This is a genomic window from Acinetobacter sp. Res13-Abat-PEC15-P4-01 (assembly GCF_015676285.1).
In the GTDB taxonomy this organism is placed as follows: domain Bacteria; phylum Pseudomonadota; class Gammaproteobacteria; order Pseudomonadales; family Moraxellaceae; genus Acinetobacter; species Acinetobacter nematophilus.
On the sequence record NZ_JADAIN010000031.1, the window covers coordinates 1 to 22,584 of the forward strand.

17 protein-coding genes and 1 pseudogene are annotated in these 22,584 nt (G+C 39.8%); 12 read left to right on the forward strand and 6 right to left on the reverse strand.

The window, feature by feature from the left end:
• The 7 genes from IMO47_RS11375 to IMO47_RS11405 form a co-directional block, all read left to right on the forward strand.
• Positions 1 to 1,459 (forward strand): YadA-like family protein (locus IMO47_RS11375; RefSeq protein ID WP_196074498.1); only part of this gene is annotated, 1,459 nt, incomplete at its 5' end.
• 64 nt (positions 1,460 to 1,523) lie between these two features.
• A complete protein-coding gene (locus IMO47_RS11380) occupies positions 1,524 to 2,318 on the forward strand; it encodes an OmpA family protein (RefSeq protein WP_196074497.1) in 795 nt (264 codons plus the stop codon).
• A gap of 151 nt (positions 2,319 to 2,469) precedes the next feature.
• Entirely contained in the window at positions 2,470 to 2,898 is a 429-nt protein-coding gene (locus tag IMO47_RS11385) for a hypothetical protein (RefSeq protein ID WP_196074496.1), read from the forward strand.
• Between the two features lie 357 nt (positions 2,899 to 3,255).
• Positions 3,256 to 5,085 carry a dihydroxy-acid dehydratase gene (gene ilvD / locus IMO47_RS11390; protein WP_196075093.1) on the forward strand — a complete coding sequence of 610 codons (1,830 nt, stop codon included), beginning with the start codon at positions 3,256 to 3,258 and terminating at the stop codon, positions 5,083 to 5,085.
• Positions 5,086 to 5,340: 255 nt separating this feature from the next.
• Positions 5,341 to 6,696, forward strand: a complete 1,356-nt coding sequence (locus tag IMO47_RS11395) for a hypothetical protein (RefSeq protein ID WP_196075094.1) — start codon at positions 5,341 to 5,343, stop codon at positions 6,694 to 6,696.
• Entirely contained in the window at positions 6,674 to 6,964 is a 291-nt protein-coding gene (locus IMO47_RS11400; protein ID WP_196075095.1) for a chorismate mutase, read from the forward strand. The genes IMO47_RS11395 and IMO47_RS11400 overlap by 23 nt, the downstream gene beginning before the upstream one ends.
• A 54-nt stretch (positions 6,965 to 7,018) precedes the next feature.
• The gene (locus tag IMO47_RS11405; RefSeq protein WP_196075096.1) at positions 7,019 to 7,399 is read left to right on the forward strand and encodes a surface-adhesin E family protein; all 381 of its coding nucleotides are present in this window, start codon (positions 7,019 to 7,021) and stop codon (positions 7,397 to 7,399) included.
• A gap of 141 nt (positions 7,400 to 7,540) precedes the next feature.
• Here the strand turns inward: IMO47_RS11405 and IMO47_RS11410 are convergent, their stop codons facing one another.
• On the reverse strand, positions 7,541 to 8,920 hold the full coding sequence (locus tag IMO47_RS11410; protein ID WP_196075097.1) for a glutamine synthetase family protein: 1,380 nt from the start codon (positions 8,918 to 8,920) through the stop codon (positions 7,541 to 7,543).
• 207 nt (positions 8,921 to 9,127) lie between these two features.
• Here IMO47_RS11410 and IMO47_RS11415 point away from each other — a divergent pair, with 207 nt between their 5' ends.
• Complete coding sequence (locus IMO47_RS11415; RefSeq protein ID WP_196075098.1) at positions 9,128 to 9,871, forward strand: sulfite exporter TauE/SafE family protein; 744 nt, start codon at positions 9,128 to 9,130, stop codon at positions 9,869 to 9,871.
• Between the two features lie 52 nt (positions 9,872 to 9,923).
• On the opposite strand, the gene IMO47_RS11420 is transcribed toward IMO47_RS11415, so the two are convergent.
• Complete coding sequence (locus IMO47_RS11420) at positions 9,924 to 10,844, reverse strand: LysR family transcriptional regulator (RefSeq protein ID WP_196075164.1); 921 nt, start codon at positions 10,842 to 10,844, stop codon at positions 9,924 to 9,926.
• Between the two features lie 270 nt (positions 10,845 to 11,114).
• Between IMO47_RS11420 and IMO47_RS11425 the strand changes: the two are divergent.
• Positions 11,115 to 11,277 (forward strand): annotated as a pseudogene (locus IMO47_RS11425) (aspartate/glutamate racemase); the annotation flags it as partial.
• Positions 11,278 to 11,397: 120 nt separating this feature from the next.
• On the opposite strand, the gene IMO47_RS11430 reads toward IMO47_RS11425, so the two are convergent.
• The 4 genes from IMO47_RS11430 to ribF form a co-directional block, all read right to left on the reverse strand.
• Positions 11,398 to 11,883: a peptidylprolyl isomerase gene (locus IMO47_RS11430; RefSeq protein WP_196075099.1), complete on the reverse strand. Its 486-nt coding sequence runs from the start codon at positions 11,881 to 11,883 to the stop codon at positions 11,398 to 11,400.
• On the reverse strand, positions 11,876 to 12,415 hold the full coding sequence (gene lspA / locus IMO47_RS11435) for a signal peptidase II (protein ID WP_196075100.1): 540 nt from the start codon (positions 12,413 to 12,415) through the stop codon (positions 11,876 to 11,878). Before lspA ends, IMO47_RS11430 begins: the two co-directional genes overlap by 8 nt.
• Positions 12,408 to 15,248 (reverse strand): isoleucine--tRNA ligase, encoded by a 2,841-nt coding sequence (gene ileS / locus IMO47_RS11440; RefSeq protein WP_196075101.1) that lies wholly within the window; start codon positions 15,246 to 15,248, stop codon positions 12,408 to 12,410. Before ileS ends, lspA begins: the two co-directional genes overlap by 8 nt.
• A gap of 63 nt (positions 15,249 to 15,311) precedes the next feature.
• A complete protein-coding gene (gene ribF, locus IMO47_RS11445) occupies positions 15,312 to 16,313 on the reverse strand; it encodes a riboflavin biosynthesis protein RibF (protein WP_196075102.1) in 1,002 nt (333 codons plus the stop codon).
• Positions 16,314 to 16,520: 207 nt separating this feature from the next.
• On the opposite strand from ribF, the gene IMO47_RS11450 reads away from it, so the two are divergent.
• The 3 genes from IMO47_RS11450 (at position 16,521) to IMO47_RS11460 (ending at position 22,584) form a co-directional block, all read left to right on the forward strand.
• The gene (locus tag IMO47_RS11450) at positions 16,521 to 17,657 is read left to right on the forward strand and encodes a TDT family transporter (RefSeq protein WP_196075103.1); all 1,137 of its coding nucleotides are present in this window, start codon (positions 16,521 to 16,523) and stop codon (positions 17,655 to 17,657) included.
• A gap of 166 nt (positions 17,658 to 17,823) precedes the next feature.
• Positions 17,824 to 18,537, forward strand: coding sequence for a nucleotidyltransferase domain-containing protein (locus IMO47_RS11455; RefSeq protein WP_196075104.1), 714 nt, complete (start codon positions 17,824 to 17,826; stop codon positions 18,535 to 18,537).
• Positions 18,538 to 19,692: 1,155 nt separating this feature from the next.
• Complete coding sequence (locus IMO47_RS11460) at positions 19,693 to 22,584, forward strand: type VI secretion system Vgr family protein (RefSeq protein WP_196075105.1); 2,892 nt, start codon at positions 19,693 to 19,695, stop codon at positions 22,582 to 22,584.

A 22,584-nucleotide genomic window follows, 5' to 3' on the forward strand; every position in this document is an offset into this window, starting at 1 on the left:
GAACTACAACAATGTCACTTTAGCTGGTACGAATGGCACAACAATCAGCAATGTAAAAGCGGGTGCAGTGAATTCAACATCAACAGATGCGATCAATGGAAGCCAATTATATGGAGTTGCCAACAACGTTAAGAATGTGATTGGTGGATCAACGACCATTGATGCAACGACTGGTGCGATCACAACAACTAATATTGGTGGCACGGGCTCAAACACAATTGATGGTGCAATCAGCAGTATCAAAGATTCATCGACAAAAGCGAAGACTACAGTAACTGCAGGAGATAACGTTGTGGTTACTCCAGGCACAAATGCAGACGGTTCAACAAACTACCAGGTTGCTACAGCAAAAGACTTAAAAGTTGATTCTGTAAAAGCGGGTGATACGGTTCTGAATAATGCGGGTATCACTATCGGTAATAATACCGTTGTCTTGAACAATACTGGGTTGACCATTGCTGGTGGACCGAGTGTAACCACAGCAGGTATTGATGCGGGTAATAAAACCATTAAAAATGTTGCAAATGCAGTGAATGCAACAGATGCAGTCAACAAAGGGCAATTGGACAGTGCAATTAACAATGTCAACAACAATGTTAATGAACTTGCCAACAATGCCGTTAAATATGATGACGCATCAAAAGACAAGATTACACTGGGGGGGGGCGCAAATGGTACAACGATCACGAATGTGAAAGATGGTACGGTTGCGCAAGGTTCTAAGGATGCTGTCAATGGCGGTCAATTGTGGAATGTTCAACAACAAGTTGATCAGAATACAAGCGACATTAGCAATATCAAAAATGATATTAACAACGGTACTGTAGGTCTGGTGCAACAAGCAGGTAAAGATGCACCTGTGACTGTTGCAAAAGATACGGGTGGCACAACTGTGAATGTTGCTGGTACAGATGGTAATCGAGTAGTGACTGGTGTTAAAGAAGGCGCAGTGAATGCAACATCTAAAGATGCAGTCAACGGTAGCCAGCTGAATACTACCAATCAAGCGGTTGTGAACTATCTTGGCGGTGGAGCAGGTTATGACAACATTACGGGTAGCTTCACAGCACCAAGTTATACGGTAGGTGACTCGAAACATAACAATGTTGGTGGCGCAATTGATGCATTGAACCAAGCAGATCAAGCATTGAATAGTAAAATTGACAATGTCAGCAACAAGTTGGATAACGCATTCCGTATTACCAACAACCGTATTGATGATGTCGAGAAAAAAGCCAATGCAGGTATTGCAGCTGCGATGGCGCTGGAGTCAGCACCTTATATACCAGGTAAATATACCTATGCAGCAGGTGCAGCTTACCATGGCGGTGAAAATGCAGTTGGTGTGACCTTACGTAAAACGGCAGATAATGGTCGTTGGTCAATTACAGGTGGTGTTGCCGCAGCATCTCAAGGTGATGCAAGTGTACGTATCGGGATCAGTGGTGTAATTGACTAATTCATGAGACAGGGAAGATCTTCGGGTCTTCCTTTTTCTTCGAAAATTTTTTAAGAGAGAAAAAATGAAAGCATTTAACAAAAAAATTATGTTTGGTGTATTCAGCGGTCTTGTGATGTCATTGAGCCATGCTGCTGAAGTTGAAAGCTCAACGACGCAAGAAATCCATTTTCCTGAAGTAAAAGACAGTTATTTAAAACAAGTGAATCGTTATGAATATGATGATGTCGCACGTTTGGATAAAGGATTAACGAAAGATCAGATTCGACATATATTGGGCAATCCCCAATTCTCTGAAGGATTGTTTGCTGTTAAGACATGGAACTATGTTTTGGATATTCGTGAGCCAAATTCAAATCAATACAAGCGTTGCCAGTTACGAATAGATTTTGATAAACACTACCGTTCAGATAATCTGTATTGGAAAGGAGAACAATGTCAAGGCTTGATGGCTTGGGGAATCAACAATCAATCTGAGACAGAGCAAACGATTTTAGCACCAACAGGACAATCTGCGAGTGTATTATTTTACTTTGATCAAGCGGATAAAAAAGGCGTCAAGAATAATGAAGTGATTAGCAAAATTGCAGATCAGATCAAACAATCTGATGCGAATACCCCAGTTTTTGTGGCTGGCTATACTGACCGTTTAGGTTCATTTCAACATAACCAACGTTTATCAGCACAAAGAGCCAACACTGTTGTTGAGCTATTAAAACAGCAGGGGATTCGAGGCGAGCAAATCCAGTACAGTGCTGAAAATAAAACCGATGTATATCAAAAGTGCACAGGAATCAATAAAAAGATTCAATTGGTTGAATGCCTTGCACCGAATCGTCGAGTCAATATCACATGGTAATTGCTATCTATTCTTTGTAGCATGACTAAAATAAGAAACGATCGATGTTGGCAAGATCGTTTCTTATTTTTTTGTGCGGCTGTTGATCAAAATACCTGAAGATATTGAGATTAAAAGATTTTTTATTGATCGAAAACAATCGAGTATAATCATGATGAAAAAAATAGTATTAACACTGGTTGGATTGGGTTTTGCCTTACATGTACAGGCATTCGATAAGACCCAAGTCAATCTAGCCAATGAGTTTTGGGGGACATGGTCTGTTTACAATGCAAAAACACAATGTACAGAAAGTTATCAATTTACCAAACCGGCTCAATTTATCTATACCACCAAGCACAAGCAAATGGCAGGTGATTTTGCAGTATTAAGAAATGAAAATGCGCAGACCTTAGATGTACTAGCGATGAAAGTAAAAACAGACAATAAAAAAGCAGGCTGTGGTGGGGTGGCTGTAGATTATACCAATGCGGATGTTCGTTTGAGCTTAAAGTGGATATCTGCGAAGACTGCTGAACTGTGTACAGACCGCGAAGGTAAGCAATGTACAGGTTTATATCTGGTCAAACAAAAGCAATGATATTTGGATCATCCATATTTGAGCTTCTTTTTAGAGGCTTTTTATAAAATTAAATTTAGTGATTGTTGTTAAATCATAAATATTATTTATTAAAAAATAAAAAATTATTCATAGAAGTTTTGTGCCTTATCGCGCGTGATAGCGTTATATTAAATCTCAATATTTATTTATCATTAAAGCCTGTTGAAATATAAGTAAACACGTCTTGTTTAAAAAAAGATCATACTCAAGGTCATTGGTTCTACGTTAACTTATAGTATGATGTGTACATATTTCGACTGATTTATTGCTATATCAGTTTTATTTAGCCAGAGTGAATCTTATTCATTTCAAGCTCAAACAATGTTGGAAATACAAATGCCTGACTATCGTTCAAAAACATCGACACATGGAAGAAATATGGCTGGTGCACGTGGCTTATGGCGTGCAACAGGAATGAAAGATGAAGATTTTGGTAAGCCGATTATTGCGGTAGTCAACTCATTTACCCAGTTTGTACCTGGGCACGTTCATCTGAAAGACTTGGGTCAACTGGTTGCTGAACAGATTCAAGCAGCTGGCGGTGTGGCAAAAGAATTCAATACCATTGCCGTGGATGACGGCATTGCTATGGGGCATGATGGCATGCTGTATTCACTGCCTTCACGTGATTTGATTGCAGACTCGGTAGAATATATGGTCAATGCACATTGTGCAGATGCCATGGTCTGTATTTCAAACTGTGACAAAATCACACCCGGGATGTTAATGGCAGCAATGCGTTTAAATATTCCAGTCGTGTTTGTGTCCGGTGGTCCAATGGAAGCAGGTAAAGTAAAAATCCGTGGGACAGAACGTGCAATTGACTTAGTTGATGCGATGGTCGTTGCAGCTGATGATAACTTCACTGATGAAGAAGTAAAAGAATACGAGCGTTCAGCATGCCCAACATGTGGTTCATGTTCAGGTATGTTTACAGCGAACTCCATGAACTGCTTGACTGAAGCATTAGGCTTATCATTGCCAGGAAACGGTTCGACTCTAGCGACACATGCCAACCGTAAAAAATTATTTGAAAAAGCAGGGCAATTGATTGTTGAACTGGCTAAACGCCATTATGAACAAGATGATTACACGGTATTGCCACGTTCAATCGCAACAAAAGCATCTTATGAAAATGCCATGACCCTTGATATTGCAATGGGGGGATCAACCAATACCGTATTGCATTTATTGGCAGCAGCAAATGAGGCAGGGGTTGATTTCACCATGGACGATATTGATCGTTTATCACGTAAAGTGCCTGTATTGTGTAAAGTTGCACCTGCAAAACATGATGTACATATGGAAGATGTGCACCGTGCAGGTGGAATCATGTCGATTCTTGGTGAACTGGATCGTGCAGGTTTATTAGATACCTCGGTATATACTGTACATGAGCGCACCTTAAAAGATGCATTGGATAAATGGGATATTATTCGTACAGAAGATCCCGTGGTATATGAATTCTTCCGTTCAGCACCAGGCGGTGTTCCAACTCAAACTGCATTCTCACAAAACCGCTATTACCAGACTTTAGACGGTAACCGTGAAACAGGTGTGATTCGTAATGCTGAACATGCCTTCTCTAAAGATGGTGGCTTGGCAGTATTGTATGGCAATATTGCTGTAGATGGCTGTATTGTCAAAACTGCGGGTGTTGATGATTCAATCTTAAAATTCAATGGGACTGCGCGGGTATTTGAAAGCCAAGATGCTGCAGTAGATTCAATTTTAGGACATGAAATTAAAGCAGGTGATGTAGTTGTCATCCGTTATGAAGGACCACGTGGTGGACCGGGTATGCAAGAAATGCTTTATCCGACCAGCTATTTAAAATCAAAAGGTTTAGGTAAAGAATGTGCTTTACTGACAGATGGTCGTTTCTCAGGGGGGTCTTCAGGTCTTTCAATTGGACATGTATCACCTGAAGCTGCGGAAGGCGGTATGATTGGATTGGTTGAAGACGGCGATTTGATTGAAATCGATATTCCAAATCGTCGCATCAATCTTGCTGTTGATGAGGCAACTTTAGCGACTCGACGTAAGCTCCAAGATGAAAAAGGTTGGCAGCCAGCTGAAGAACGTCCTCGCAAGATTTCAAAAGCATTGAAAGCATATGCGATGCATACTACCAGCGCTTCAAAAGGCGCTGTGCGTGAAATCTAAGTGCTAAAAGCAAAATAAGGCAGTAGATCAAGATAAAAAGCATCGATCAATGGGTGCTTTTTTATTGAATTGACCTAATCGTTTAAATTTTATCGGGTTTTGGGATATTGATCATTCAGAACCGAATTGCTATAAATTTGCTTATGACTGATCGACATCAATTTTTTCAGCATCTTCAGTGAATGAATGATATGCTTGAACGAGTTTCAGTCAGTTTTCTCTCATTTATTTAGTGCTTATTTTGAGGCTCTTCCCATGTCACTGCTACGCCGTTGGTTTGATCCAATCCGATCGAGTTGGTTTTACCAAAAACCGGTTCGCCAAGAGGTGTTATCTACGGAACAGGGGTTGAGTATCTATCTACGTTTAGATGACGTGTATAGTTATCTTGCAGTACAACAATTGACCCAATTGGATGATATTTTAACTGATGACTTAAAACCCTTGAAGGTGATTATTTCCAATACTTCGGCAGAACCCCCCAATGGGATGACTCTAGAAGAATGGCGCAATTATTCTTTAGAAGATGCCAAAATCCTAGCCAACCAACACCGTTTTAGCTATGATGATGAAAAACCAGAACAACCCTCTCCAGAAGCATTAAAACAAGCAGAAATCATTCTGAGAAACACACCGCTTACAGGTCAGAACTTTCTTTATTTACTCGAAGACGTATTTCATATGCTGTGGCAACAACAGTATGGAAAATTACGAACTTTGTTTGTGATGGCAAGTCAACATCAAAGACCACAAAATTTCCCTGAACGTATTTTTAGCCACACCCCTATTCTAGAAAGTTATTTTGAATTTGGTGGGCGAAAGTATCATGCAGTGGATGACTTATTGCGTTTAACGCGGCGTTTAAAACAACAAAAATTATTGACGGGTAATCCCATTTTTTTAATCAATCATATCGAATGGCGTGAGCATTTGATGAGTGATGCAGAAGAGCTTGCTGAAATCCAGTCCATGCATCCAGAACTTGATTTATATATTGCCTTAGAAGATCCAATCAGTTGGTTATTATTGGCTTACATTAAAGAAGAACTCGCTAATTATTATAATATTCAATTGAATTTATATCCTTTGAGCTATCACGGTCGAGATTCTTTTGACTGGAGTTTGGCAACACGCCTGTCCAAGCGTTCGGAAGTTAAATTCACTCCATTTTGCCGTCCAACCGCTGAAGGCACTCTCAATATGGCACAGCTATATTATAGTGTGCCGGAAGAACAGCGTGTGGATGTGATGTATGATATTTTACAAGCTGTATGGACCAAAGGGCGTGATTTGTCTTTTAAGCCGCACTTACAGCAAATGCAGCAGGATCTTGCAATTCAAGATTTAACAGATCTTGATGTTGAGCCCTTATTGAAAGCCAATGATCAACAATGTGCTGAGAAACATCAACCCGATTTTCCTGTTTTAGAGTTGCGAATTGAAGGAAAGCGTTACGTATTTAATAGTCTATATCGCGTTTGGATGATTGAAAGTATTTTTAGTAATGTGTTAGAACATAAGTATAAAACTGAAAATGAGTTAGAACGAGCTCAACATATGAGCGAAGCACAGGATGCAGAAAAAACCAATGATCAAAAAAGAGAAGTGTGAATCTTTGGAACAAGTCCGTGATCGAATCGATCACTTGGATCAAGAGTTGATTGAATTAATTGCAGCACGTCAATATTATGTGGATCAGGCAGTTCGATTTAAACGCACAGCTGAAGATGTACAATCACCAGAGCGTGTACAACAGGTGATTAATAAAGTACGTCAAAAAGCCATGGATGTGGGAACGAATCCGGATTTGATCGAAATGCTTTACCGGGAAATGATTCAGCATTTTATTCAGCGAGAATTAAAAGAAATTCGCCCATAATTGTGCAATAATTTTATTTTATATTTCATCATTTATTTTACTTTAGAGAACGATATGAAAAAAATTATTTTAATCTGCATAACAACAATGTTGAGTCAGTATGCACTTGCAGAAAATTGGAAATTAATCATTAAAGATCCAGATGGAAGCTTTTATTTAGATACCGATCGCCTTGTGAAAAAAGGCAAAACAGTCGATTATTGGGCAAAGTTTGTTGCTGATGCCGATAATGAAGAACTTGAAATGAAAAAAGGTGACTATACCTTATCGCATAATTTAGACCATTGTGTAGAACGCACGACCAGTATTAGTTTAGTTGAAGATTACTTAAAAAATGGTGAATTGATCAACCGAGATGACGAAGCTTCTGATCCAAGCACGGTGGATGATGATGAAATCAATTTGGCTTTCTTTAAATCAGTCTGTAAATCATGATGGACATCTGGATTTATTTTAAATTTTAAACATATTTAAAAACGAAAATCCCTTTTTGGATAAAAGGGATTTTTTATGAATAAAAATCCAGATATCTAGTGGCAATCATTTCTAAGCAAGGTTGTTTTTTTGCACCTGCAATTAAATTCCCCAATCCAACTCTGTCTGAGTAATTTTATTGATCACTGTCTGATATTCAAATCTTTTACACGCACACCACAACTGCATGAATTCTGTACCAAAATACTGTTTAAAAATGCAATTTTTTTCAAACAGTTGCAATGCTTCAAGCTGATGGACGGGTAAGCGGTGCGGGGTATTGAGGATGTTTAACTTTGCGTTGGTTTGTGCTAATTCGAGTGGTGCATGCAGCCCATGGAGTACACCTGCCAATATGGTGGCGACACAGAGATAGGGGTTTACATCTGCACCTGCAACACGGTATTCCAGTCTTTGGTTATCTTGATCTGCACAGGGTATGCGAATGGCAACATTACGATTATTCAACCCCCAATTGGCTTCAAGTGGCACATGCTGTCCAAATTGAAATCTGCGAAATGAATTCACATTTGGCGCCAAAATTGCCATAGACGCTGGCATTAAATCGATTAAGCCTGCAATGATTTTTTGCATGATCAAGTTCGGCTGTTTAGACGAATCTAATTGGAAAATATTATTTTGATATTGATTGAGTATGCTCATATGAAAATGCATACCACTGCCTGCTTTGGACAGATTGGGTTTTGCCATAAAACTCGCTTGCAAATGGTGCTTTACAGCAATTTGACGAATCATGCGTTTAATTGCCATGATGTCATCACAGAGTTTTAAAAGATTATGGCTATGTTGAATATTCAGTTCAAATTGTCCTGAGGCACTTTCAGCAACAATTGCGGTGAGTTCGATATTTTGTCGTTTTGCTTCCTGCTCAATTTGTTGAAGAATACGATGAAAATCAGGGGGTGTATCCACATCAAAGCACTGAGTCTGATGAGTTTGAGCATGTTCTTGTTGGCTTGATAAATAAAACTCGATTTCACCTGCCATGACAGGAAAATAGTGTATTTGGTGTAGTGTTGTTAAGATTTTTTTGAGCAGATTACGGGGTTCTACCATACAATCCGAACCATCATCCGACTGCATGCTTAGTAACAGTTGTGCATGTTGGGTAGGGTGATCTGCACAAGATTTTAAACTGCCTGAGACAGGCATACATAAGCGGTCAGGCTCTCCGATATATTTACCCAGACCACTTTCTTCCACCACCTGACCATTCAAATTCATCGCATAAATCGACAGTGGGAAATAACAGCCTTTGTACAGCGAGTGGAGTGCATTCACCTCAATACGCTTCCCACGAATATGCCCATTTAAATCATGTAAACAAATATCGATAAAACGCGTTTCTGGGTAATTTTCTAAGTATCGTTGTGTTTCAAGATAAAAATCATTGTTGTCCTGATGCTCGAATAACAATGTTGTGGGGAAAATTTTTGTAGAACTTTGAATCGGCATATTCATGGTCAATACATCCAAAATGGGATGCAAAAAGTATAGAAAGCTTGGTTTAAACAGTAACGTAAAATGATCGTAAATTCTTTGTCCAGAAAAAATGATGTGCGTGAGGATGGAGCCTCAATTAAATATTGAGGCTCCATCCTGAAAACAGTGATATTTCAAATCCGCAGATTGGCATAGCATGACCTCAATATAGAGAGGTAAAGCGAGATGATGGGTTTTGTCATAGGTGTATTTGCAATCGCAGGGATGATTAAGGGAACCATTGGGCTTGGCTTACCTGCGGTATCGATGGGTTTATTGAGTTTAGTCATCAGTCCATTTCAAGCGGCAACACTGTTGATTATTCCTTCAATGGTCACCAATTTTTGGCAGTTATTTGCTGAAGGAAATGTGTGGCGGTTAGTCTGTCGCTTTTATCCATTATTATTGGGGATTATTGTCGGCTCGATCTGGAGCATTTTCCCGACCTTAGGACATTCTCATGGCAGCTTTCATAGTGAGGCGCTCTTAGGAGCAATGTTGGCGTTGTATGGGATTTATGGTTTATTTGCCAAACGAATGCCAAATCTGGAACCTCATGAAAAATGGCTTTCTCCAATCATTGGATATTTAGGCGGTGCTTTGACTGTTGCCACAGGTGTCGTAGTGATTCCAGTTGTACCTTATTTGCAATCTCTGCATTTAAAGCGTGATGATTTGGTTCAGTCTCTAGGGTTGGCTTTCACGGTTTCAACGGTATGCCTTGCGATTTTCCTGCATCAAAATCCTGTTGAAAATATTCCGATTGATTATAAATTATCACTGATTGCTTTAATTCCATCATTGCTTGGCATGTGGGTGGGAACAAAGATTCGCTATCGAATTCCAGAGCAAAAATTCCGTAAAGTTTTCTTTTGTGGCTTGGTGACTTTTGGATTGTATTCTGTATTACATCAGTTTGGTGTGCTCTAAATATCTCTTCGGAGATTCTTGAGTTACTGAGATCAATAGGGTCTTATTCAATTTAAGACTGTGGTATCTCATCTAAAATCAGTTTGGTTTTCTGTGAAATTAAAAATTGGACAAAGTGCTGATAGGCTGTTGGTAGTTCATCAAAATTCTGTGCAGCCAATTGCAATTGACGTTTTGCCCATTCACCCACCAATTCGATTTGATGAAATGGATAATGTTGATTTAATCTGATTGCAGCACGCTTTGGCATAATCGCAATACCGACGCCGTTGGCGACCACCTGAGCAATTGCTGCAAAATTGGGTAATCTTAATCGATACTGAATTGCACAATTGAGTAATTTTGCCTGATTTTCAATGGATTGCTGTAGGGAGTGATATTGCATTAGACCAACGAATGGATAATTCATCGCATCAATCAATTTTAATTCTTGGCTTTGTTGAAGTTCATGATTGGGAGGGCAAATCAGTACCAACGGATCATCTGAAAACTCAAGTGTCTGTAGCTGATGGTGATTAAAAAAGCTCGAAATCAAACCTAATTTTGCATTGCCTTTTTCAATGGTCTGGATAATCTCATTGCTTTCCGCTTCTCGTAGGTCTATCTGAATCTGCGGATTTTCAACCAAATACTGCGGTAACAATAGCGGCAAATATTCGCTTTGCGCGGATGAATTACACCATAAGGTCATATGGTTACTCAGTCCTTGCGTATAGGGCGACATGGCGTGTTCAAGTTGCTTGGCTTGTTGGATCAACCTTAAAGCCTGTTCCGCAAAAGTTTGTCCTGCGATGGTCAGTTTAACCCCCGAGGCATGGCGAGTAAAAAGACGTGTTGTATAGTGCTGTTCGAGCTTTTTTATGCGTTCACTGGCCGCTTGCAATGAAATAGAAGAGCGTTCAGCACCTTTGGTCAGACTTCCTGTGTCCACGATATTGATAAAGAGTTGCAAATCGAAGAAGTCTAGGCGCATGCGAATCATAAGGGGGTTCAAATAAGATGAAAGTATAGCTGAATAATCATACAAATATACGCTATCTTGTAGATTGTTTCAGAGATACGTGACAGGATTTAAATTTGAACAATAAGGGCATACTCGATGGTGCGGCATGGAAGCAATCGAGTATCTTAAGCCATTCTATTGAAGAATATCATGGCTTTAAATAAAACTGGCTTAACTCATGTTGATCATTTACCTGAGAGATCAATGTGAATGGATGAAAACGCTGAGCGTGTACAAAGATTGAAAACGATTGGTTTATTAGGTGGAATGAGTTGGGAATCTACGGACCTGTCTTATCAACAGTTGAATAAAAGGGTGCAAAAAATTAGGAAAACTGCATTTTGCAAAAATTATCTTGATCAGTGTTGATTTTGCTGAGATAGAAACCTTACAGCGCCAAGGTTAATGAGACGATCCATGCTCAAGCTGCTGTGGATTTTACTTTGTCTTGACCTTTTAAAGGGAGTGCTAGATGCAATAAAAAAGCCCCCGCAGGAGCTTTTTTATTTTTATAAGCAAAGGCTTACATGATTTTCACACCTTGCTGACCTGCAGGGGTAACTTTGAAAATTTCAACTTCAAAGGTAATATTTTTACCTGCAAGTGGATGGTTAAAATCTACTTCAGTGATATCTTCACCAACAGTTTTAACCACACCAAATAAGCTTTGTTTGGCTTTATCTTCAAACTCAATCATATGTCCTTCTACAGGACGCTGTTCGAATTTTACTGTATCAAACTTCTGTACGTTTTCAGGATTCCACGGACCGAAAGCATCTTCAGGAGGAAGGCTGACAGTACGACGGTCACCAGCACGAAGACCAAATAAAGCTTTTTCAAACCCCGGTAATAAGCTGCCATCACCAATAACTAAACTAACAGGTTCTTCACGGCTACGGGTATTATCAATTTCAACACCACTTTCAATCGCAACAGAAAAGTGCAGTTCTACTTTCGATCCATCTGCAATACGTGTTTCGTCATTGGGGTTAATCATTTGTTCAGTCATTTTGCGCTTCCGCACGTTGAATACGATGCTTTTCTAAAAAGAAGGTATCAATTAACAATAAAATGGTGCCGAGGGTAATCGCACTGTCCGCAATATTGAATGCAGGAAAACTACTTCCTTGGTAATGCAAATGAATAAAATCGACCACATAACCCAATGTCATACGATCAATTAAATTTCCTAATGCGCCACCAAGAATCAATGCGATTGCAGCAGGTAAAATCAGCGTTGTTTTTGGCATACGCATCAGCCAAAAAATAAAGATGATAGAGACGATGCCCGCCAGTCCGGTAAATAAATAATGTTGCCATCCACCTGCATCGGACAGGAAGCTGAATGCTGCGCCGTAATTATGCAGTAATGTCCAGTTCAAAAAAGGCAGTACAGGCACAGGCTGAGCATAGGTCAGGTGTGTACTTGCAATGTTTTTTGTCCATTGGTCAATGATAATGGCAAGGACAGAAAGTCCAAGCCACATCAAATTATGAGGATAAAACTGGAATAAGCCCTTTTTATTTTGCGGATTAGGCATATTTTCTCTCTTCGCCTTGACCTGTAGGAAGGTTGATAATACAACGAGAACATAGACCTGGATGTTCAAGATGTGTATTTACATCTGGAAGTACATGCCAGCAACGTGCACATTTCTCACCTTCAGCAGCCGAAACCTTGACACGTAAGCCTTCGATATCAGTCGCTTCACCTTGTTCAGCATAGTCATAAACAATGGCTTGCGAAGTAATCAAGACAAAACGAAGTTCATCGCCCAGTTGGTTCAATACTTGTTGTAGGTCCGCATTTGCCCAAAGTTCAACCTTCGCTGACAGGTTACTACCAATCAGTTTTACATTACGCGCAGCTTCAATCTGTTTGTTAACCGCAGATTTAACTTCAATTAAGGTCTGCCAATCCGCTTCAGAGATCAAGTTGCTGTTGGATGCAACTGGAATATCATACCAATGTGCAGTAAATACATATTTTTCAGTTTGTTCAGGAATCAATGGCCAAGCTTCTTGTGCAGTAAAGCTCAAGATAGGGCTCATCCAACGAACAAAGGCTTGAACCAAATGATACAACGCAGTTTGCGCTGAATGACGAGCCGCTGAATCTGCCTTGGTGGTGTATTGACGGTCTTTGATAATGTCTAAGTAGAAACCACCCAGGTCATTGATACAGAAATTCGTCAAGGCATTGGTTACGACATGGAAATTCATATCTTCATACGCTTGTTGAATGGTTTTCTGCACGTCTGCTGCACGTTGTAAGATATATTGATCAAGCGCAATCAGTTGGTCTACTGGCAATGCATCTGTTGATGGTTTGAAACCATTCAAGTTTGCCAACAAGAAACGCAAAGTATTACGAATACGACGGTAGCTATCACTGACACGGCTAAAGATTTCATTACTTGCTGCAATTTCATAACGATAGTCACTTGAAGCAACGTACAGACGTAAACCATCCGCACCTAACTGTTTGATGATGTCTTCAAGCGGAATAAAGTTACCCAATGATTTTGATAGCTTACGACCTTTTTCGTCTACGGTGAAACCATGGGTCAATAATGCTTTATATGGCGCACGTTTATGAATCGCAATTGAGGTTAACAATGAAGACTGGAACCAACCACGATGTTGATCTGAGCCTTCAAGATATAGATCTGCTGGATCTTCAAGTTCTGCACGTTCACGTAACACGGCATAATGGGTTGTACCTGAGTCAAACCATACATCCAAGGTGTCACGGACGGCATTGTATTGTTCAGCATCATCACCAATGAATTCTTTGGCTTCACGGTTATACCAACCATCAATGCCTTCTTTTTCGATCAGTTTTGCAACTTCTTCAATCAATTCAGGCGTGCGTGGGTGTAGTTCATTGGTATCTTTATGGACAAAGAACGGGATTGGTACACCCCAAGTACGTTGACGAGAAATACACCAGTCTGGGCGACCTTCGATCATAGCTTTGATACGGTTTTTACCCCAATCAGGGACAAAACCGATCTCATTTTCGATGGCATTTAATGCATCTTGGCGTAGACCATTTGCATCCATGCTGATAAACCATTGCGGAGTGGCACGGAAAATAATTGGTGTTTTATGACGCCAACAGTGTGGGTAACTGTGTTTAATCGGTTGATGAGCCCACAGTTTGCCGATACTTGATAAAGTTTCGATGATTTGTGGATTGGCTTTGTAGATGTGTTCACCCGCAAAAAGCGGCGAAGTCGGTAAATAAACACCATTTCCGCCCACTGGATTTTCTACTTTTAAGTTATAGCTTAGACCTACTTTATAGTCGTCCACACCATGCCCTGGTGCTGTATGTACAGCACCAGTACCACTGGTTGCAATAACATGCTCACCTAAGATGACAGGTACTTGACGGTCAGTAATCAATGGATGCTGTAACTGTAAATTCTCAAGTTTAGCCCCGACAAAATCAGCCAAGACTTTTGGACTTGCAAGTTTGTAACGTTCACATGCAGATTCAACCAAATCTTTGGCTAAGATAAGATTCTGAATACCACGTTCAGATTGAACTTCAATCAATTGATAGTCTATTTCAGCATGCAGTGCAACAGCTTGGTTGGCAGGCAAAGTCCAAGGTGTTGTGGTCCAGATCACGATATCTGTTGGGTGAGTAACAGTCAGTCCAATTTTTTCAGACAAATCAGTCAGACTGACGACACCAAAGCCCACATCAATTGCATCAGACTTTTTATCTTCGTATTCAACTTCTGCTTCAGCCAGTGAAGAACCGCAGTCCATACACCAGTTCACAGGTTTTAAGCCCGGTTCAATATGACCTGCTTTCGCGATTTCACCCAAGGCACGGACAATATCGGCTTCTTGCTTAAAATTCATGGTGAGATATGGATTATCCCAGTCACCAAACACACCCATACGAATGAAGTCTTGTTTCTGCAATTCGACCTGTGTGTACGCATATTCACGGCAAGCTTTACGGAAGGTTGAAGCATCAACTTTCACACCCACTTTGCCGACTTTTTCTTCAACTTTTAATTCGATCGGCAGACCATGGCAGTCCCAACCTGGCACATAGGGTGCATCCATACCATCTAAAGTACGGCTTTTTACAATAATATCTTTTAAGACTTTATTGACCACATGACCTAAATGCAATGAACCATTTGCATACGGAGGTCCATCATGCAAAATATATTTTTTCTTGCCAATACGCGAGGCACGAATCTGCTGATAAATGTTGTCGGCATACCACTCTTCTAACCATTTTGCTTCACGTACTGCGAGATTTGCTTTCATTGCAAATTCAGTACCTGGTAGGTTTAGCGTGGCTTTATAATCCACTGCATTTTCAGAAGTTTGCTTATCGCTCATGCAAGTTGTCATCCAATATTATCAGCACCATTGCTGACGCGTTTTTACAATAAAAAATTAAGGTTAAAAAGGAAATTTGGGGGTGTTTTTGCGAAACTCAAGCAATCGTTCGACATCATCATCAATCCCCGCCTGGAGCGCTTCAAGAGATGGGTAATTTAATTCACCATGTAAATAGTCGAGGAAAGTGACTCGCATCAACAGACCATACAGATTAGCAGAAACATCAGGAAAATGTACTTCTAATCGCCATTCTGGATGCTCTTGTTGAATTGCAGGACGTGTGCCTACATGACCCGCACCATATAAGGCATCGCTATGATAGCCAAGAATGCCTTTTTTATCGGGAGATTCCGCTTTAACCTTTTCCGTTAAAGATGTGGTTTCACAAATGACTTCTACGCCATAAATACCGCTTAAACAAGGTCTATGGCGTCCGACACGGACATTAATGGTGGGGAAATTTAAGGTACGACCAATTTGATCACCATATTGCACACGGCCAATCATGCTATAGGGACGACCCAATAATTTTGCAGCAAGTGACAGATCACCTGCATGAAGTACTTGGCGAATACGGGTTGAACTGACGCGTTCACCATTAAATTCAACAGTATTGAGATTCGTTACATCAAAACCGTACTGTTTTAAAAATTCGCTATTTCCTTGACGGTCTTTACCAAAATGAAAGTCGTCACCTAAGATCAAGCTTTGTGCATTGAGTCTGTTCTTTAATAAATCAGCAAAGTTTTCGGCACTTAAACTGCGAAATTGATTATCAAATTTGGCAATCGCAATATAGTCGACGCCCAATTCAGTGAGATACTCGACTTTTTCTCTCAGTGAAGAGATGCGTGGAGGTGCTTCATAGCCTTTAAAAAACTCTAAAGGTTGAGGCTCGAAGATCATCACCAAGGTTTTTAAGTTTTGTCTTCTGGCAACGTCTTTCAGTTGCGAAACCATAGCCTGATGTCCCAAATGGACACCATCAAAATTGCCAATCGTCACTGCGGTTTGGGGCAATTGGAAATTTGGTGCTAAGGCATTTAGACGTAACAGCTGCATGGTTTCAAAATAAGCTTAAAATTTGAAAGGACTATATATTGCCATAATCTCACAGTTTCGTCTTGTTGTTGTGTTTTTATCCAGAAAAAAATATTGAGAATAATTTTACATATCAGTTAAATTGATTCATTTTATGAAAATAAATCAATTTTATTTATTAATGAGTGCTTTTATAATCAATTTGTCTGCTGAAATGAGGATGAAGCGATGAAAAAGCCATTTTACCAACTCGAACAAACACGTGATGTGATCCGACAGTTTACGCCAAATTGGTTCACCATGACCATGGGGACAGGAGTGGTGGCCCTGATTTTACCAGAATTTCCATTTGCTCAAGGCTTTTTGTGGCAAATGGCAAGTTTGTTGTGGCAGTTTAATATGCTGCTGTTTATCACATTTATGACTTTATATGTTCTACGCTGGCTGATTTATCCTCAAGAAGCGAAGCAGATCTTTTCCCATCCTGCAATGGCGCTTTTTTTAGGCGCAATTCCAATGGCTTTGGCAACGATTTTAAATGGCTTTTTAAAATATGGCATTGTTTTATATGGTGATGTTGCCATCCAAATCGCGCAATTGCTGTGGTTTATTGACGTCGTTTTGGCGGTAGGGATTGGTATTTTTGTGCCATTCTGTATGTTCCATAAACAAGATCATCAATTGCATACAATGACTGCAATGTGGTTACTGCCGATTGTCGCCTGTGAAGTTGCAGCAACCTCAGGCGGTTTGCTTTTAGCGCATATGGAGGCGAGTCAACATGCAGTCGGTATTTTATTCGCCAGCTATATGCTGTGGGGCATGTCTGTATTGCCAGCGTTTGGAATCCTGACGATTTTGATGTTGCGTCTGGCATTACATCAATTACCCAGCAAAGAGTTGGCGATCACAGGTTGGTTGGCTTTGGGACCCATCGGTACTGGTGCATTGGCACTCTTGGTTTTAGGTGCTCAAGCGCCTCAAGTTTTGACTTTGATTGACTTTGAAAGCCTCGGTGTGTTTTTTCAAAATACAGGTATCGTGGCAAGTTTCATTTTACTGGGTTTTGGTGTGTGGTGGTTTGCAATTGCTGTTTTAACCACATTGAAACATGCTGCGACTGAATTGCCTTTCAACTTAGGTTGGTGGGGATTAACCTTTCCATTGGGTGTCTTTATTTTAGCGATATTGAATCTGGGACATCAGTTACAGGTGCATTTTATTGTCGATACAGGTCTAGCATTCGCAGCTATTCTCATGATGCTCTGGGTAATGGTCATGATCAAAACTTTGCAAGGTATTTATCAAGGCAATTTGTTTTTTTCACCTTGTTTAAAAGCATGGTTGGAGCGAGAACAAACTTAAAAATGAAAAGCTGATATAGGCATTAGACAAAGAAATTGGATTTTAGCTAACACAATCAAGCCGTACAGGATATAAAAAACTGTGCGGCTGTTTAATGGAGAACGATTTGATATAAATCATATCGTATGTTTTTCTATTCATCGACACAGCGATATTGACGCCCATCATGATTCAATCTGAATTTGAACCTGTACTCGTGCAAGTGATTAATGCTTTTTGCACCCAATTTCCGACTGAACTACATAGTGTATATGTCTATGGAAGTGTGGCAAAGGGAACAGCTGTTGTCGGGCAGTCTGATCTTGATTTATGTGTGGTCTTTGTTCAGCCCGTCCATGAGGTAGAGCGGAAAATTTCACAGATTAAATCAGATATTATGGCGTTGACCAACATGTTTTCTAAAGTCGATGTTGATATGGGCGTATTACAAGAAGTGTTGGATGAGGCAAATAAGAAAAGCTGGGGAGCATGGATTAAAATCTTCTGCCATCCTCTTTATGGCGAAGATTTATCTGGACATTTTGAAGATATTCAAATTGATCGAAATGTGATTCGGGAAATCAATCGAGGATATGATGAAGATATACCAGGTTATTTCAGGGTACTTGAGAGACAAGATCAATCCCTGCAAGACCGGCTTAATTTAAAAAAATCTTTACTGAAAAGAGTCATTCGCTTGTTGCCACTGACATGGCTTGAGATCGAACAATGGCCTGTAAATTTAGAAAGTACTGTACTGCAAGCGATACAGAAATATCCTGAACAAAAGCCAATGTTTCAATATCTGCTCAAAGAACTGGAAAATCCTGAAGTACTCAGTCGTGTATCTTTGAAGCAAGTGCAAGAAATCTATGTGTGGATCTGTCGTCATTTAAAATAGAAATAAAAAAGCAGTCTTCCAGATCTACCCCAAATATAGTTTTGAATTGGTAAGAAAAAATTAACAAAAATCTTTAAAAGTTAAGGTGGGTTTGATAAAAAGAATTGTTGATGAATACAAAAATGTTAATGGTTATGGCTAAAAGATACAAATATTATCCAATAAAGACAATCAAGGATTGGCAAGGTGAAGACTGGGATGTTTATGAAGAATCGTAAACTTCTGTTGGTGTTATGGTTTAAAGGAAATGTAAACCTTCATACAGAACAGAAAATTTCGCTGTTATTCTTAGCGCTGAGTTAGCTGAGTTTCTAAGACAAAATAGCCTATATTACTCAGCAGAACAACTTGGAATATCAATTCCTAAAACTGTTTGCTTTCGTCGCGAATTAGATATTCAAAAAAAGATCTCTCAACTAGACCATACTTGGATTAAAGCGCATCAAACTGAAATACTCAATGACAGTTATCAGGGCTTAAATGAAAATATGGACTGACCATAAAACAAGTACGCATTTATACTAGTTATTTGCTCAAGTATGCTGGAGCGGTTAGATCGAAACCTCTTCGTACAACCCAGCAAGAAATTAAAAATGAACAATGGTATCAACAAAATAAGCAAGCAATAGTTGATATGACTTTGAAGCAAATCAGCCAAACTTTTGGTGTTTCGGGTGCTCAAGCACGGAAAGTTTAAACGAGAGTATGTAAAGAATTTCAATTGCCTATGTTGGCAGATCGTGTACAAAAAAGAGTCGAGTAACGTCGGAAATGGTTAATTGACAATCAAGAGCAAATATTAAGAACGGATATTAGGGTTAAGCAAATTGCAAAAAAACTTAGATCAAACAGAGAAGCAAATTTAGCATGCTCGTGCTCAAATTAAAATAATATTAGAAAGAAATCGACAGCAGAATAATGTCAATAAAAAATAGCGATTGTTTAGTTTTTGTCGGATTAGAATTCCTTTTGGTGATAACCTAGACTTTGATCCTAGACAGTATCGTTGAATATTTTATAACTGTTAAATTTTTCTAATATGTTGTCTCAAAATCATGTATGATGATCACATGAAAAGTCCTCTAAGGTAGACAAAATAAGGATTTTTTTGTAGGGTAAATCACAATTTATAATTTTTAATAAACAGTAAAAACCATGTTGAATAATATTTACTTTGCTTTAGACAAATTGGGGTTAACTGCTCAAAAACGTGCGATACATATTCAGTTCAATAATAGCTCGCTCAATCATCAAGTCTTTCTTCAGCGTGTTGATGGTACGCATGCCATCAATGAGGGCGTTGATTTACAACTGATCTGTTTGTCTACTAGAGATAATATAGAGCTGAAAAACTTTATTGGATGTCGTGTAGCCGTTGATATTGTCAATGATCGGTCTGAACTCAATCGAATTTCAGGCATTGTCACCAAAGCTGAGGTAGGCGCCTCTGATGGTGCTCTCACAGTTTATCGCCTCACGGTTCAAGATCCTACTGCACTATGGAAACAGCGTAGAAATTCCAGAGTGTTTATGTCGAAGTCGGCAGTTGATGTAATTCAAACCGTATTTCAGGAATGGGTGCAACGCAGCCCTTTGTTTGCTGCTAGCCTGACTTTGGACATGAGTGGTTTAACCAAAGACTATGATGTCAGACCATTCATTATGCAGGCATCTGAAAGTGACTTTAACTTTTTGATTCGTTTGATGAAAAGCGAAAATATAAGTTATTTGCTTGATGAAGCACAACTTAAAGTGTCGAGTACAACGGAACAAATCCAAGCCCAAAAACTACGTTTAATTGATGACAATAGCCAATACACCGCCCTTGAACGCAGAAACATCCGCTTCCATCGAAGTAGCGCAGTTGAAAAAAGCGATTCGATGATCAGTTTTACAGGGCAACGTTCACTCCAACCGACCTCAGTACATGTCCACCGTTGGCAAGCAGACATATTGGATATCGAAGAAGGCGCAGGCAATGTCTTAAGCAAACACAAACACAGTGACCACTATGACAATGCCAGTCTAGGTTTAGAGCAAGTCTGGCATTTTAGCCCTGCATGGGTCGCAGACCTCAATGGTGAGGATGGTGCAACCCCATCGGGCAACAGTCAGGTTGAACGATTTAATCAAAACTTGAGCAACTACTATGACTCACAAGCGAAACAGTTTACTGCTGTATCCACAGTACGAGATGCACATGTAGGCTACTGGTTTGAGCTGAATGAAAATCCTCGATTGAGTCAAAAAGATCGTGCTGATCAGCAATTCTTGATTATATCCAAGCACTTTTATAATCAGAATAATTTGCCCAAAGACCTGAATAATCAGGTTGAAACCTTACTCAATCAAAGTCATTGGCAATCAGCCAACTTTACAACAAATAACAGTGACGAACGCCAAGCCAATCAATTGGTGCTACAACGACGACATATCGCGATTGTCCCAGAATATGATCCACTCAAGCACAGACCTATTGCAATACCGCAACGTGCCAGAGTGGTTGGACCGAGTGAGGAGGAAATCTATGTCAATCAAATGGGAATGGTTAAGGTAAATTTTTTATTTACCCGCACCGAAGATCATCAACATGATGGTGGGGCAGGCTCGAATAACAATGATACCGACTCGGCGTGGGTGGATGTGCTGACCCCATGGGCAGGTGATGGTTATGGGGCAAGATTCCTACCGAGGGTTGGAGAGTTGGTCGCGATTGACTTCTTCGGTGGAGATATTGATAGACCGTTTGTGATGGGACGTATTCATGAAGGACAGCGCCATCCGACCAAGTTTGATGATAAAGGCAAGTTGCCCGATACCAAAAAGTTGTCTGGGATTAAAAGTCGAGAGTACAAAGGCAGTGGCTACAACCAACTACGTTTTGACGATACCACCAACCAGATCAGCAGCCAGTTGCACAGCAGTCATGGCGCAAGTCAGCTCAATCTCGGCAGCCTCAGTCATCCCAAAGAAACCGAGAGCAGTGACGGGCGAGGAGAAGGCTTTGAGCTGAGAACGGATCAATGGGGTGCTGTACGCGCAGGGCAAGGCTTACTGCTGAGCACCCATGCACAAGATGGCGCATCTGGCAATCAGCTCGATGCGACAGAAGCCAAAAGTCAACTAGAAAGTAGCCTGAACAATGCCAAAGCCTTAAGTGAAGTTGCGAAGCATCAACAGACGGATCCTTTGGAAAATCTAGATTATTTGAAGTCATTTATTTCAGATTTGGAAAAAGAACAGTCTGATGAATCCAAAGATCAAGCCGATGCATTTAAGCAAGCCTTGATGGTTTTAGCCTCACCGAACTCAATTGGATTATCGAGCAATGAAGACATTCATCTTTCTGCGGACAAGCAAATCAGTCATAGTGCAGGTGATAGCATCAATTTGAGTACGCAAAAATCCTTGGTAGGGCATGCCAATTCTAAAATCAGCCTGTTTGCCGCACAGGAAGGTGCAAGGCTTTATGCAGGAAAAGGAAAAGTAGAAATTCAAGCGCAGGGTGATGGTGCTGATTTGATTGCCCGTAAGGGCATTCAAATCATTTCAACTGAAGATCGTATTGAGATTATTGCTAACAAGAAAATAGTTTTGATATCTGATACTTCTATGCTTGAGATTAGTGGTAAAGGGGTGTTTGTAAAGACACCAGGTTTGTTTGAAGTTAAATCGGGACAGCAGAAGTTTGAAGACGGAGTACATGTACCTACGACTAAAGTGAGTTTACCTATGCTCGAAACATCATATAGCAATAAAATTGACTATAGTTGGAAGGATGATCTAGGTAATGAAAAGGAAATTTTTGTTTTAGACCAAAATAATAATAGACTAATAAAATCTAAAACAGATAAGTTAGATGATAAAAAAAATATTAGTTCTTTACGTTTTTATACATGTAAAGAGTCAGAGTTTGTTGCATTAGGCTTTGATTCTTCTTATGTTTCTTTGGAACAGAAACGTCTTGATGGTGAAAATATAGATGAACTATTAGTTGAAGCTTTATCTGAATCTAATGATGATGTTTATACGGAAGAGGATTTCTAA